Raw genomic sequence first — 14,427 nt, 5'->3', positions numbered from 1 at the left:
TTTATTTCCGGGAAAGAGCAGTGTCATTTTTGGTAAAGGCGTTTTTAAAAAGTTTTATCATCGCATGTTTTTTATCGGGAGGGTAAAAAATGGAAACAACATCAAAGCGCAGATCTACTCCTTCTAATTTTTTGTTTGCAATATATTGCGAGGCAACCTTTACAATCTGCCTCCGTTTTGCTTCTGTTACGGAGAGCTCCGGAGGGCCAAAGATGTCAGAATAACGCGTCTTGACTTCAACAAATACAATACTTCCGTGATCATAACAAATGATATCTATCTCTCCATTCCGGCGCCGATAATTTCGTTGAAGTATTTTGTAACCATTTTTTTTTAAGAATTTTATGGCAAGCTGCTCCCCTTTAGTACCTTTACTCCTGGTATGAGGAGTTACCACAATTCTCTGTTTAAATAAATTGATGAATAAAGATACATATTTCGCACAAAATAATTGCAATATTTTTTTATCCTCGCAAAATACTTCATCTCAACTTTTCGAGAAACCGGATTGTTATTTTTTTCATATTTCTAGATTTCCCCAACGTAGTCAGGTTAAAAATTATGTGTCTTGTTTTATCGCCCTCGAGTGTCATTCCCACATATTTTTAGCGGAAAACCGGGAAGCTTAGAATTCACAGAATCTCCGACAAAAGCATTTGGATAGGACAAAAACTCTGCATGCATATTTCTAACCGGACAACACTACCTTCCCTGTTTCTCCATTTTAAAAGTAAGACACCGCGGGAAGGTCTTTTGTTTGCAGTTCTGTTTGTTTAGAATAGTACTATTTACTGTCACCTTGAGTCTGAACGCGCTGGACATGTGTCTTTTGTGCTGAAATCGTTTTTGATGACGGTGATTCAAATTTCTCCTGCAGCCTTGTTCCTTTGCTGGTCCTTTTGCGCATATAATAGAGTTTCGCACGTCTTATTTTTCCTGATTTCAAGACCTTAATTTCAACAATCTTCGGAGAATGAATAGGAAAGACGCGTTCCACCCCTTCACCCTGGACGATACGCCGTACGGTAAAAGTTTCTTTAAATCCACCACCATTTTTCGCAATCACCACACCACTAAAGACCTGGATGCGTTCTTTCTCACCTTCAATAATCTTTACTGACACATCCACCTGGTCACCTACAGAGAATAGTGGTACATTTTTTTTCATTTGTTCTTTTTCAATTGCATCAACAATATTCATTCGTCCTGTCTCCTGTTTTGGCTTAATAAATTCAACTATGAAAGGAAAATAAGATTGTAATACTGCTAGTATCTAGCAAGTTATTTACACACCCTCCTTCACTCTCCTTCTTGAAAAAAAGGCGCGATTTGTGGTTATACTGCTAGGGTTTTTTTTCAAAGAGATCCGGTCTCCTTTCCCGGGTTCTTTGTATCGCATGATCTCTTTGCCATTCCTTTATTTTTTGGTGATGTCCGGATACCAGCACTTCAGGCACTTTCATACCTCGATATTCAGCAGGCCGGGTATACTGAGGATGCTCCAGCAAATCATCGGTAAACGATTCATTAATCACGGAACTCAGATCACCCAACACCCCTGGTATCAATCTGACTACCGCATCAATTATCACCATTGCTGGTAACTCGCCACCCGAAAGGACAAAGTCGCCAACAGAAATTTCTTGTACATCAAGACCCATTCGAATTCTTTCATCAAACCCCTCATAATGTCCGCAAATTAACATAAGATAAGGTTCTTTTGCCAGTTCCTTCGCAATCGCTTGAGTAAAACGGCATCCCTGCGGTGTTAACAAAATCTTTTTTGACCGGATATCAGTTTGCTGTTCGATAGCCTCTATGGTATTAAAGACCGGCTCCGGCTTTATCACCATTCCTGGTCCCCCACCGTAAGGACGGTCATCTACGCATCGCTTGTTATCGGCATGTTCCCTGATATTAAAGAGGAGGTATTGGACAATATTCTTTTCTTTTGCAATCTTTAATATGCTGTGTCCCAGGACATTTTCAAACATCTCGGGAAATAACGTTATAATATCGATACGCACGGCCTATTTTTTAAAAGCAATACCAAACTTTTTCAATACTGCAGCAACTGATTCCGTTGGTTTTGCACCAACACTCAACCAGTATTCCACCCGCTCTTTTTTTAACGTGACCTGTTTTTCATTCTTCGATTCGAGAGGGTCGTAGGTACCAAGATTCTCAATCACCTTTCCATCCCGTTCCTCGTGGGCATCAAATGCGCCGATTCTGTAATAGGGTCTATTTTTACGCCCCATTCTCTTCATTCTTAGCCTTACTGCCATCTGTTTCTCCTTACAAATTTAATTAGGCTGCCTACTGCAGCAACTTTAAGCTTCCCTCTAAAAAGAGATGTCGTACTATAAAAAACTTACACACTCTTTTATCCTCTCTTTTTACAGGGGAATTAAAAACCTTTGAAATTCCAATACCTCACGTCAGCCATTTCAAGTTCCTGAGCGTTGCATTATCGTATCATACCCTTACCGAACGGCAAACCCTTTGATAAAAGCCCGCCCTTCTTCAGCCCCCTCTCATTTCCCTTAAAATGCCTCATCATTTTTTTCATTGCCCTAAACTGCTTGAGCAACTGATTGACATCCTGAATGGTTGTTCCGCTTCCATTTGCCACCCGCTGCCTTCTACTTCCATTCACCATGTCCGGGCTTGTACGCTCTTCAATCGTCATAGACCGTATAATCGCCTCTACGCGTTGGAGCTGTTTTTCATCCACATTCAGCCCATCCATCTTATTTCCTAACCCCGGAATCATGCCAAGCACCTCTTTTAACGGCCCCATCTTTTTAATCTGCTGAAGTTGCAGGAGAAAATCATCCAAGCCAAGCGTGTCATTCTGTATCTTTCTGCTAAGTTTTTGAGCTTCTTCCATGTCGAAGGCCTGCTGTGCCCGTTCGACAAGTGATACGACATCTCCCATGCCAAGTATCCTCGACGCCATCCGATCAGGATGGAATTCCTCCAGCCGGTCTAACTTCTCACCAATACCAACAAATTTAATTGGCTTTCCGACCACCGACCGTATGGAAAGCGCAGCCCCGCCTCTTGTATCACCATCGAGTTTGGTTAAGATCACGCCATCAAATCCGAGCCGGGTATTAAATTCCTTTGCACTGTTTACGGCATCCTGCCCCGTCATCGAGTCGCATACGAAATAGATCTGATGTGGCTCCAGCTTTTGTTTGATTTCTCTCAATTCAAGCATAAGGTCGTCGTCAATATGCAACCTGCCTGCCGTATCAAAGATAACAACGTCATGGATGTTCGTTCTGGCATACGTAACGGCATCTTTGCATATCTTCACGGGCTGAGAGGCTGGTTCAAAGTAAACCGGCACATTGAGTTGCTGGCCGAGTATCTTCAGTTGTTCAATTGCGGCAGGACGCTGAATATCCGCTGCCACAAGTAATGGCTTTCGCCCCTTTGACAAAATGGTTTTGGCAAGTTTTCCTGCGGTGGTGGTTTTTCCGCTACCTTGTAATCCGACAAGCATAATCATAGTCGGCTCACCATCCTGAAAAGGAATCGCAGTGTCCGACTCTCCCATGAGCTTAATCAACTCATCGTGCACAATCTTGACGATCTGCTGCCCGGGTGCGATGCTCTTTATTACCTCTTCTCCAACAGCACGTTCAGTAACATGCTGAATAAAATCCTTAACGACTTTGTAATTCACATCCGCCTCAAGAAGCGCCAACCGCACTTCGTGCAATCCATCCTTGATGTTGGATTCTGTGAGACGACCCTTTCCGCGGAATTTCCCAAGAACGCCTTCCAGGCTATTTGCAATTGATTCAAACATAAATTTTAAAGTCTATCCCAAAACTTTAAGCAGGAATTTAAAACCTAAATTATATTTAATTAAAATAAATTTTCAAATGAATTTTACAAAAGTGTTCGTAAAAAATTTTATTGCAGAATGCCAGTTGGTTTGTTAAAATTCGCTCCTATCATAATCATAGTAAATGCTTGTTATATTTTAGCATGCGTTCTTTGAACGCATTATTTATTTAAAGGAGAAGCAATGAAAGAGGGAATTCATCCGGCATATATGGAAACCGTCGTCACCTGTGGGTGTGGTGAGTCATTTAAGACTCGTTCGACAAAACCCAAAATCACTGTGGAAATCTGTTCCAAATGCCATCCGTTTTATACCGGTAAACTACGGTTTGTGGATAGTGCAGGGCAAATAGAAAAGTTTAAAAAGAGATTGGAAAAGAGTCAAAAGGCTGAAGAGTCTGTGAAGTAAAAATGAATGATAAGTTGTTAAAAAAACTAGAAAGAACCTATGAAAGATACCATGAATTGGAAAAACTATTGTCCGATCCTGAGGTAATTGCCGATGCAAGTCGCTATACGGCCTACATAAAGGAACATGGCAGCCTTTCCAAAATGGTAAGCAAATACTTACAACTGAGTGAGACCCTCACAAGAAAGAAGGAAACAGAGGGATTCTTAGCTCAGGAAGGAGAAGACAAAGAATTAGCAAAAATGGCTCTGGATGAGTTGGGGGTCTTAGAAAAGCAGGAAGAATCTCTCTTTGAAGAGATTAAGGGCCTGTTTGTTACTGATGACAAGATATCCGGTAAGAATGTAATTGCCGAAATACGGGCCGGTACCGGCGGCGAAGAAGCGGCTATTTTTGCGGCCGACTTATTTCGAATGTATACCAAATATGCAGAAAATCAGGGCTGGAGAGTAGAGCTTTTTGACAGCAGCGAGACGGACTTAGGAGGGTTCAGGGAAGTAACCTTTTCAATCGAAGGAAATAACGTATATCAGAAATTGCGCTTCGAAAGCGGAACCCATCGTGTTCAAAGAGTGCCACGGACAGAAGCCAGTGGCAGAGTACACACCTCGACAGCCACGGTTGCCATTCTTCCGGAAATTGAAGAGGTAGAGATCGATATTAACCCAAATGATATTCTTGTGGATACATTCCGCGCTTCCGGTCCTGGTGGACAAAAAGTCAACAAAACGAGTTCAGCGGTCAGGATTACTCACGTTCCCAGCGGACTGGTAGTCAAATGCCTGGATGAAAAATCTCAGCACAAGAACCGCGCAAAGGCCATGCGCATATTACGAAGCCGCCTGTACGAATTATATGAAGGACAGAAACGAAACGAACGTGACCAGATTCGCCGCGATCAGATAGGAACTGGCGATCGCAGTGAAAAGATTCGCACCTATAACTATCCGCAGAATCGGGTAACTGATCATCGAATAAATTTCTCCGTACATAATTTAGAGCAGGTTATGCTGGGATACCTTGATGAAATTGTTGAAGCCATCATGACTTACTATAAAGAAGAGCAGTTTAAGCAGTTGGCAGCAAGCTTGTAAAAAGACGGTACCCTAGGAAAATAAAATTTTTGCCTGCTTAAGAAGAATGCCATCCGAAGTGTTTGGATCAAACACGTCCCAAAGAGACATAAAACAGCATGGAAATCATCGTGCCGCGATTTCTATTTCCCATGATAACACCTCCGTTGGAAGCCTGAAAACCCAATCTCCCCATGAATACACGGTATCCAGCCTCATCCGCTATGGAAGCAGGGAGTTAAAGGCACACGAGATCGACAATGCACGATTGGATGCCGAAGTCATTTTGTCTCACCTTCTCTGTTGCAGACGATTAGACCTTTACGTACACCCTGACAAGCCCGTCGAAAACTCGGTTGTTGCAATATACCAAGACGCCATCCAAAAACGAGGGCAAAAAGTGCCCTTGCAATACATTACCCATCAAACAGAATTCATGTCTCTCGATTTCTACGTAGATGAACGAGTATTGATACCACGCCCGGAAACGGAGTTACTTGTAGAGACCGTAATTGAAAAATCAAAAATCATGTCTGCTGCAGACGAAATAATCCTGGTGGATATTGGAACAGGAAGTGGTGCTATTGCAATAACCCTGGCGAAGAAAATGGAAAAAGCCCGGGTGTTTGCTGTTGACATATCTGCCGGCGCCCTGGATGTTGCCAGGATGAATGCCCGCAGACATGAGGTTCTTCACAAGATAACATTTTTATGTGGCGATACCTTTGGACCGCTAAAGGAATACGGGCTTGAATCAAAAGTACATTTTATTGTAACCAACCCACCATATGTATCGAGCGATGAATTCCGGTATTTACCAAAGGAGGTAAGGGATTACGAACCATACATTGCTCTCGTGAGTGGATGTGATGGTTTACTCATATTCAGGCGTATCATTGCACAGGTGAAACAATGGTTACTACCATCAGGATTTCTTCTGTTTGAGGTTGGCGAAAGGCAGGCACAACCGGTCATACAGTTATTAGAGGATAGAGGATGTTTTAAAAGACCGTCTTCCATAAAAGATTATCAAAACATAGATCGTATTATTGTTGCACAAATGGAGGATGAATGTGGACAAAATTGTCATTGAAGGTGGAAATCGTTTAGAAGGTGGGGTAAGAATCCATGGGGCAAAGAATGCTGCCTTACCGATTATGGCAGCTTCTTTATTGCTAGACGGCCCCTCCCGGATACATGGAATACCGGACATTATTGATATCCAGACACAATCGGAAATTTTGAGAAATCTTGGTGGAGAAGTAAAAAAAATTGAGGATGGATCTCTCGAGATAATTTTCAGAGACGGAGAAAATGATGACAAATTTACAGCACCCTATGAACTTGTCAGAAAAATGAGGGCTTCCATATGCGTCCTGGGGCCATTATTAAGCAAAAGACGCAGGGCAAAAGTCTCTTATCCCGGTGGGTGTGTTATTGGTCAACGGCCTGTTGATTTACATATCAAAGGACTTACCGCATTAGGCGCCCAGATAGAAACGACGGAAGGTTACATAAACGCTTCTGCAGACAAGCTCAGAGGAACGCATATTTCTTTTGCCGGGAAAACCGTGCTGGGCACGTGTAATATTCTGACAGCTGCGGTGTTGGCAGAAGGTACAACAACGATTGAGTATGCAGCTTGCGAACCGGAAGTGCAAGACCTTGCAAATTTTTTAAACAAGGCCGGTGCAAAAATTACCGGAATCGGAGAAAATAAACTGACAGTAGAAGGTGTCCAGAAGTTATATGGGGTCGATTATGAGATTATTCCCGATCGTATTGAAGCGGGAACCTTTATGATTGCCGGTGCAATTACCGGCGGTGATATTACCCTGGAAAATATAAGGCAGGATCATCTCGGTGTGGTAACCGATAAATTGCGGGAAATTGGCGTGGAAATAACCCCTTCCGGCAATGCTCTCCGGGTGAAAGGAAATAATACCTACCGTGCGGTTGACTTGATGACCTTGCCCTATCCGGGAATGCCTACCGACATGCAAGCTCAGTTTATGGCCTTGTTGTGTATTGCAGAAGGGAAAAGCATTATTACGGAAAAGATATTTCCCGACAGATTTATTCACGCATCTGAATTGAGAAGGATGGGTGCCGATATCAGGGTAGACGGGCCAAGTGCAATTATCAGGGGAATACCTTTTTTGTCCGGAACCGAAGTTATGGTTTCCGATCTGAGGGCTGGCGCCGGACTTGTGCTTGCGGGTCTGGTGGCAAAAGGAACCACTCAAATTCACCGTATCTACCATCTAGACCGGGGATACGAACAGCTCACAGAAAGGCTATTAACCCTGGGTGCAGCTATAAAACGTATTAAAGAATAGACTTTGTATGAATGCAGGACACAAAAAAGGCAAAGATGAAGTTACCCGGCAAACGATAAGTTTTTTTGAGAATCTGCTGCATGCATCGACTGACGGTATTATGATCACTGATGCAATGCATAATATTATTAAAGTCAATGAAACATTTTGTAGCCATTTTGGGCTACAACATCGTAAAGTTCTCGATACGAATTTATTTTACTGGTTAGAGCAAATTAATGCCGATTGGTCTGGATATTGGACGAAACTGATGAATACGGTTCATCGCGAAGGGGCCTGTCGCGATTTTGAGTTCAAATACATAACTCAAACACAGGGGATAAAGTATTTTAGTGTTAATGCATCTTTTCTGGAACAAGTTGCCGACGGAGATAACGGTGTTATTGTCAGTATCTGGCACGATATCACAGAACTCAAAAAGAAAGATGATGCACTCCACCAGGCAAAGATATTCGAAGAACGAATGCGTCTTACCGTCTTTGTCAAAGACGTGGGTATCGCCCTTACCCATGGCAAAACCTTACATGGGACTCTCCACCATTGTTCAAAGGCCATAGTCAATAATCTCGATGCGGCATTCGCCCGTATCTGGACGCTTAACGAAGAAGAAGACATGCTCGAATTGCAAGCCAGCGCAGGTATGTACACCCATACTGATGGTCAACATGGCCGAATACCCGTTGGCAAATTTAAGATTGGTCTTATTGCCCGGGAACGCAAACCCCATCTGATAAACTCTGTTGTCGATGATCCACATCTCAGTGATCGGGATTGGGCAAGGCGGGAGGGAATGGTTGCCTTTGCCGGATATCCCCTGCTTTTGGAAAATCGCCTGATCGGAGTTGTAGCGATGTTTTCACGCAAACCTCTTACTGATTATGTTCTCAGGGCGTTGTCTTCCGTAGCGGATTTAATCGCCCTGGGAATAGTTCACAAACAGGATGAGGAAGAGTTACGGAAATCTGAGAAAAGATTCCGGACTATTTTCGACAATGCAAACGATGGGATACTCATCATTGATACTGAAACCAAAAAATTCTACACGGGCAATAAAAAGATTTGCCGGATGTTAGGATATACCCAGAAAGAGCTCAAAGAAATCTCCGTTAAGGATATCCATCCCAGGAAAGATTTGCCATACATTCTGGAACATTTTGAGAGGCATGTGAAGAGAGAGAGTATAGAAGCTACTGATATACCTGTGAAAAGAAAGGACGGCAGTGTTTTTTACGCTGACATCAGCACGTCGCTCATAGCTTTTTCTGAAAAAATCTATCTTATGGGAATTTTTCGGGATGTCACCGATCGGAAGCAGACAGAAGAAAAAATCAGATATTTGGCTTTTCACGATGCACTTACCAATCTGCCAAACCGGATGTTATTCACCGATCGTCTTAATCTGGCTTTAGCGCATGCCCATCGGACAAAGGAGATGCTTGCCATCGTGTTCATGGATTTGGACAGATTCAAGATCATTAACGATACCCTGGGGCATACCGTTGGCGATCAGTTGCTCCGTGGCGTTGCTGACAGATTAGTAAATTGTATGCGTGAGGACGATACGATTGCACGCCTTGGCGGCGACGAGTTCGCTTTGTTACTGCCAGGAATTACCAATGAGGAGGATGTGAATACCATCGCATATAAAATCATTGAAGTCCTCAAAAAACCCTGGACGATCGACGAGCATGAACTCTATATTACTGCCAGTCTCGGAATAGTCCTCTATCCCAAAGACGGGAAAGATGCGGAGGTTTTGCTGAAAAACGCTGATGCTGCCATGTATTACGCCAAGGAACAGGGGAAAAATAATTATCAGTTCTATACATCAACCATGCATGCCGAATCGCTGAAAAAGATGATCCTGGAAAGGGATATCCGTCGTGCCCTGGATCGTAACGAATTTGTTGTTCACTACCAACCCTTTGTGAATGTTATCACAGGTCAGATTACTGGCATGGAGGCGTTGGTGCGTTGGCAACACCAGCAACGCGGGTTAATTTTACCTGAAGAATTTCTTTCCCTGGCAGAAGATATCAGACTGATTGTCTCTATAGACGAATGGGTATTGCGAACGGTATGCACACAAAACAAGGCCTGGCAGGATGCAGGATTTCAGCCCGGGTGTATAGCAGTAAATCTTTCTGCGCACACGTTTCATCAACGGAATATTACGGATATTATTACCTCGATCCTAAAAGAAACAACGTTGGATCCACAGTTTTTGGGGCTGGAAATTACCGAAGGGATTGCTATGCAAGATATAGAAACCACCATTAACAAGTTAAAGGAAATGAGCAATTTGAACATCCAAATTGCTATCGATGATTTCGGCACCGGTTTTTCTTCGCTAAGTTATCTCAAAATGTTTCCTGTTGATAAACTCAAAATCAGTCCTCATTTTATCAGCGATATTGTAAACAATCAAAAGGACAAAATTATTGTATCTTCCATTGTTGCCCTGGCGCAAGGCTTACATTTTAAAGTTATTGCAGAAGGAGTTGAGAATAAGGATCAGATTGCAATTCTGAAACAACTTGAATGCGACGAATTTCAGGGAAATTTGTTTTCTCAACCTTTATCAGCAGAGGTAATTGAGAAAATGCTGTGGTATGATAAAATATGCGTCGATAGCTGGCATAGAAAAATGTCAATGTTATTAACCGGAAAAAAAAGAGAATGGAACCAGCATACTGCTGTAAGAAACGAGGAAGGGCTTCTCAAAAAGATTGTGTGAATTCGCAGTTATGTAACGTAAAAAGGAATATGTAATCGTTTTCAAACAAGAAAAGATCATATCATCGAATAAGACGGGTAGTTATCATGGTGTTTAACAGTACAGATATTAGCACAATGCCTGACGCTAATTTATTCGGTGACGAAGGCGGCAGAAAGACTGGAATTGTCTCATCTGGAAAATTTAGGCCCGGAGAAAATCGCACCCTTTCAGGGCGTATCCACTTCGGTTGTTCCCTCGGGTTTTTATGATAAAATATGAGAAGCTTTAAAAGGAAGCGATACAGCGTGTGGCCACTGGGAGATTATGAGAATTATGACGCCGCAACCATTTGACGTCTATCCGGATAACTTCTCAAAAGAAGCCATCGACATCCTCATGAAAAAAAATTGACAACCCCATTTTAGGCTTTAAACTTGCTTCAGAAACAGAAATCATTCAGGATTTGGGAACAAAGCATATGCAGATGGGATTCCCTATCGTTTACACCTCAGCAGATAGTATCTTTCAGATTGCCGCATGCGAAGATGTAATACCGGTTACAGAATTATATAAGATGTGCGAAACAGGGTGGTGATCCTGACCGGAAGCATGCTGCAAAGAGAGTCGTTGCGCGCCCTTTTGTGGTATAAAACGGTTTAAAGATTGTTCACTGCCACCACCATCACATACGGTGTAACTTGCGCACATCAAAACGGATTCTACATAACCGACCTTGGTAAGAACACAAAGGAGTTACGTCATCCTAAATCCCTGAGTACTCGCCAATCCTTCCCTGATACGGCGGCGACAATAACGAAAAAATTAGGCCTTCGAAAATTACGGTGTGGTCAGAGCTTTTACAGGGAACTGTTTAAAAATGAGTCTCTCCCCGGCCCATCATGATTCAGCGAAGACGGGAGGATTTAATACATTGATTTTTTACAACGATAAATTACAATGTATCAAAAAGAAATATTTTTTCTCGAAAGCGCCGTTTCGTAATTATCATGGATCGTTTATGTGTCACATGATCGTGCCTGAATTTCGTTGTAGTGCTATAAACTTTGAAGTACATGAAATACTTTGGTGAAAGAGCAAATATGAATCCATCAGATATTCTTACCAAAGAACGGATCATTATTAACATCACCGGAGAGGGGAGAGACGATATTCTGAAAAAAATGGTACATGTGGCTGGAACTTCGGAAAAGGTTGTAAACGAAGCTGATATTCTAAAGAGGGTAATTGATCGGGAAAAAATAAGGAGCACGGGTATTGGGGGTGGGATTGGAATCCCCCACGCGCAGACTTCCGGTATAACAGACATTGTGGGGTGTCTGGCAATTTCACAACAGGGAATTGAATTCAATGCCATCGACATGAAACCTGTTCACATAATTTTTTTAATTGCGGCAAAAGAGCGATTCGATAACAGATATCTTGGCCTTTTAAGCCGGGTAGCACGTCTTTTCATCGATGAATCCTTTAAACAAAAAGTAATTACTTCCACGTCTCCGGAAGAGATCATGAATCTTATCATGGAAAATGAAAAGAGATAACGTTCCATCATGAAAGAAGCAGGAAAAAAGGAGTTGTCGATATGAATCCAATACATTTTTCGTCTCTAACGATAATTATTATGCTCATACTCTTTTTTCTGCTCCTCTTTGTATCTGCTTTTTTCTCTCTCACTGAAACGTCCCTTTTCTCTCTAAACAAGGTACGACTGGATTACCTTATCAAACAAAAGAACAAAAGAGCCGTCTCGATTTTTAACATTATCAATGAACCAGACAAACTTCTCAGCACCCTTCTTACCGGAAATAATATTGTCAACACGACGGTATCAACCATAGGGACAACCGTTGCGATATACTTTTTGCAGGAATGGGGAGTAATCCTGGCGCCGTTTATCGTTGCATTCATTCTCCTTTTATTTGCAGAAACTTTTCCAAAAGTACTGGCAACCCAATTTCCAGAACGCCTATCCTTATTAATAGTCAAGCCCTACGAATGGGTACGATGGATATTATCACCCTCTGTTACCTTAATTACTTATATTACGTATCTTTTTTTTAACCTGTTTGGTTTAAAAATTGAATACAAAAAAACCATATTTAGTCGTGAAGAGGTAAAGCATATCATCAAGGAAAGCGGAGAAACAGGTACTCTCGTCGACGGTGAGCACAAGTTATTGCATAAAATATTCGAATTTAGTGATAAACTCGCTAAAGAGGTAATGGTGCCCAGACACCGGATTATTGCTATTCATACAGATATGACACGCGAAGATATTCTGAGGATTATCACAGAAGAGGGGCATACACGATATCCGGTGTACCGGCGTAGTTTGGATACGATTATTGGAATTGTCCATGTAAAAGCAATTATTAATATGATCGCAAATAATCCGCTTTTTATTCTGGAAGACCTTATCATGGAACCTTATTTTGTCTCTGAAAGTAAAAAGATCAGTACTATATTTACAGAATTCCAGCAACAGGGGTTGCATATTGCTATTGTCAGAAATGCTCAGGGCAACGTTATCGGTTTGCTTGAGATTAAGGATATCCTGAGGGTTATTTTTGGCGAATTGAAAGAAAAGACTATTCCGGAAGAATAAAAATATAAATATTATCTTTCCGACGATCAACTAAAATGCTCCTGGAGGGGCGTCTTACAATAAACACTTGCTTCATATCCAAGTTGATGAGACAAATTTATTGCAGCACTCACAATCCGTGAGGAAACATCCAATCAAACAATTCATCTCTTTTATACAATGGAATTGCCGGTAATCTCGTTAAAAGCCAAAAGAAACTCGCTCCATCCCTGGATATTCAGCCGGATGATCCGTCATCCTCAGCAACGTTTGCAGCCAGGCAGTCTGGTAGAGGTGCTTTCCAAAGAAGGACGCTTCATTGGCAGAGGTATCTATAATAACAAAAGTAATATCGGCATTCGTTTGTTAACTGAGGATACCACTGAAATGCTTGACCGTGGGTTCTTCTTAAGAAAACTTGAACAGGCAAAGATACTTCGTGAAGAAATTCTGGGGATCCACAGGACATCTAACTGCTATCGGTTGGTCCACGGAGAGGCCGATGGCCTTTCGGGCTTGATTATCGACAAATTTGCCGATATATTCGTCGTGGAACCATACTCCGCCGGCTATATCAGCATTATGGAATGGATCGTATCCTCCTTGCAACACCTCTATCCCGGCAGCCGGATTGTCGTGCGCCCGGACGAACGAATTGCCGTTAAGGAAGGGATGAATTTTTCAAAGATTGCCAGCGCTTACGCCGGTACAGAAACTGTAGAAATTAAGGAACATAATTTAAGAATGATGGTAAACCTGAAAACAGGTCACAAGACAGGCTTTTTTCTTGATCAGCGCGAGAATCGCTTCGTCCTGTCACAGTATTGCCGGGGTAGAGACGTGCTCGATTGCTTTTGTTATACGGGTGGTTTTGCTATTTCTGCAATGCTGGCAGGTGCAAAGTCGGCTACGGGAATAGACCTGGACGAAAAAGCGCTGGATACAGCGCAGGAAAATGCACGGCTTAATTCTGTAGAGGTACGATTTCAACACATAAACGTATTCGACCATTTGCGCGACATGATCAGTAAAGGTGTGCAAACGGATGTCGTCATTCTCGATCCAGCCAAACTTGCCGGATGCACCGAAGAGATCAAACGGGCACATCGGACATACGGAGACGTCAACAGGCTTGGCATGCAAATCATTAAGCCAGGCGGTATCCTGCTTACCTGCTCTTGTTCAGGTCTCGTATCGGAAAGGGATTTTCTTTCCATCCTGACCCGTTCATCTGCTGAGGCTGGAGTTGTGCTACAAATCTTCCAGATTACCGGCGCCTCGCCGGATCACCCCTTTTCAGCGATCTTTCCTGAAGGCCGGTATCTCAAAGCCGTCTTTGCAAGGGTATATCCCTATGTAAAAAAGGAACGTAATAAATAATCAATATCTAACGTATTTTAAGCAGGTCTGTGTCGAGAATTTTA

The 14,427-nt window shown here is 42.4% G+C and carries 12 protein-coding genes and 2 pseudogenes; 9 read left to right on the top strand and 5 right to left on the bottom strand.

Annotation, left to right across the window (positions count from 1 at the left end):
- Nucleotide 1: 1 nt before the first annotated feature.
- The 5 genes and pseudogenes from BIY37_RS06540 to ffh form a co-directional block, all read right to left on the bottom strand.
- Nucleotides 2-397 (bottom strand): YraN family protein, encoded by a 396-nt coding sequence (locus BIY37_RS06540; protein WP_070067053.1) that lies wholly within the window; start codon nt 395-397, stop codon nt 2-4.
- Nucleotides 398-859: 462 nt separating this feature from the next.
- A pseudogene (gene rplS / locus BIY37_RS06535) lies at nt 860-1,201 on the bottom strand (50S ribosomal protein L19); the annotation flags it as partial.
- Between the two features lie 142 nt (nt 1,202-1,343).
- On the bottom strand, nt 1,344-2,027 hold the full coding sequence (trmD, locus tag BIY37_RS06530; protein WP_070067035.1) for a tRNA (guanosine(37)-N1)-methyltransferase TrmD: 684 nt from the start codon (nt 2,025-2,027) through the stop codon (nt 1,344-1,346).
- 3 nt (nt 2,028-2,030) lie between these two features.
- Complete coding sequence (gene rpsP / locus BIY37_RS06525; RefSeq protein WP_070067034.1) at nt 2,031-2,288, bottom strand: 30S ribosomal protein S16; 258 nt, start codon at nt 2,286-2,288, stop codon at nt 2,031-2,033.
- Nucleotides 2,289-2,470: 182 nt separating this feature from the next.
- Complete coding sequence (gene ffh, locus BIY37_RS06520) at nt 2,471-3,823, bottom strand: signal recognition particle protein (RefSeq protein WP_070067033.1); 1,353 nt, start codon at nt 3,821-3,823, stop codon at nt 2,471-2,473.
- Nucleotides 3,824-4,045: 222 nt separating this feature from the next.
- On the opposite strand from ffh, the gene rpmE reads away from it, so the two are divergent.
- From rpmE to BIY37_RS06480, 9 genes and pseudogenes are all read left to right on the top strand, one after another.
- Nucleotides 4,046-4,270 carry a 50S ribosomal protein L31 gene (gene rpmE / locus BIY37_RS06515; protein ID WP_070067032.1) on the top strand — a complete coding sequence of 75 codons (225 nt, stop codon included), beginning with the start codon at nt 4,046-4,048 and terminating at the stop codon, nt 4,268-4,270.
- A gap of 2 nt (nt 4,271-4,272) precedes the next feature.
- Nucleotides 4,273-5,364: a peptide chain release factor 1 gene (prfA, locus tag BIY37_RS06510; RefSeq protein WP_070067031.1), complete on the top strand. Its 1,092-nt coding sequence runs from the start codon at nt 4,273-4,275 to the stop codon at nt 5,362-5,364.
- A gap of 58 nt (nt 5,365-5,422) precedes the next feature.
- Entirely contained in the window at nt 5,423-6,436 is a 1,014-nt protein-coding gene (gene prmC, locus BIY37_RS06505; protein WP_179129315.1) for a peptide chain release factor N(5)-glutamine methyltransferase, read from the top strand.
- Nucleotides 6,411-7,682 (top strand): UDP-N-acetylglucosamine 1-carboxyvinyltransferase, encoded by a 1,272-nt coding sequence (gene murA / locus BIY37_RS06500; protein ID WP_420886185.1) that lies wholly within the window; start codon nt 6,411-6,413, stop codon nt 7,680-7,682. The genes prmC and murA overlap by 26 nt, the downstream gene beginning before the upstream one ends.
- A 7-nt stretch (nt 7,683-7,689) precedes the next feature.
- Nucleotides 7,690-10,419 (top strand): EAL domain-containing protein, encoded by a 2,730-nt coding sequence (locus BIY37_RS06495; RefSeq protein ID WP_070067030.1) that lies wholly within the window; start codon nt 7,690-7,692, stop codon nt 10,417-10,419.
- 412 nt (nt 10,420-10,831) lie between these two features.
- Nucleotides 10,832-10,981 (top strand): annotated as a pseudogene (locus BIY37_RS14470) (phosphopentomutase); the annotation flags it as partial.
- A 520-nt stretch (nt 10,982-11,501) separates the two neighbouring features.
- Entirely contained in the window at nt 11,502-11,960 is a 459-nt protein-coding gene (locus tag BIY37_RS06490) for a PTS sugar transporter subunit IIA (protein ID WP_070067029.1), read from the top strand.
- Nucleotides 11,961-12,001: 41 nt separating this feature from the next.
- Complete coding sequence (locus BIY37_RS06485) at nt 12,002-13,024, top strand: hemolysin family protein (RefSeq protein ID WP_070067028.1); 1,023 nt, start codon at nt 12,002-12,004, stop codon at nt 13,022-13,024.
- 159 nt (nt 13,025-13,183) lie between these two features.
- Nucleotides 13,184-14,383, top strand: a complete 1,200-nt coding sequence (locus BIY37_RS06480; protein WP_070067027.1) for a class I SAM-dependent rRNA methyltransferase — start codon at nt 13,184-13,186, stop codon at nt 14,381-14,383.
- The last annotated feature ends 44 nt before the right edge of the window (nt 14,384-14,427 follow it).

This window comes from Candidatus Brocadia sapporoensis (assembly GCF_001753675.2).
GTDB lineage: Bacteria > Planctomycetota > Brocadiia > Brocadiales > Brocadiaceae > Brocadia > Brocadia sapporoensis.
This window is presented reverse-complemented; position numbering and strand designations above follow the sequence as displayed.

Bases quoted from the DNA above. Each gene is read 5' to 3' on its own strand.
- rpsP (WP_070067034.1), bottom strand. From the start codon at position 2,288: ATGGCAGTAAGGCTAAGAATGAAGAGAATGGGGCGTAAAAATAGACCC.
- ffh (WP_070067033.1), bottom strand. From the start codon at position 3,823: ATGTTTGAATCAATTGCAAATAGCCTGGAAGGCGTTCTTGGGAAATTC.
- rpmE (WP_070067032.1), top strand. From the start codon at position 4,046: ATGAAAGAGGGAATTCATCCGGCATATATGGAAACCGTCGTCACCTGT.
- prfA (WP_070067031.1), top strand. From the start codon at position 4,273: ATGAATGATAAGTTGTTAAAAAAACTAGAAAGAACCTATGAAAGATAC.
- murA (WP_420886185.1), top strand. From the start codon at position 6,411: ATGAATGTGGACAAAATTGTCATTGAAGGTGGAAATCGTTTAGAAGGT.
- BIY37_RS06495 (WP_070067030.1), top strand. From the start codon at position 7,690: ATGAATGCAGGACACAAAAAAGGCAAAGATGAAGTTACCCGGCAAACG.
- BIY37_RS06490 (WP_070067029.1), top strand. From the start codon at position 11,502: ATGAATCCATCAGATATTCTTACCAAAGAACGGATCATTATTAACATC.
- BIY37_RS06485 (WP_070067028.1), top strand. From the start codon at position 12,002: ATGAATCCAATACATTTTTCGTCTCTAACGATAATTATTATGCTCATA.
- BIY37_RS06480 (WP_070067027.1), top strand. From the start codon at position 13,184: ATGGAATTGCCGGTAATCTCGTTAAAAGCCAAAAGAAACTCGCTCCAT.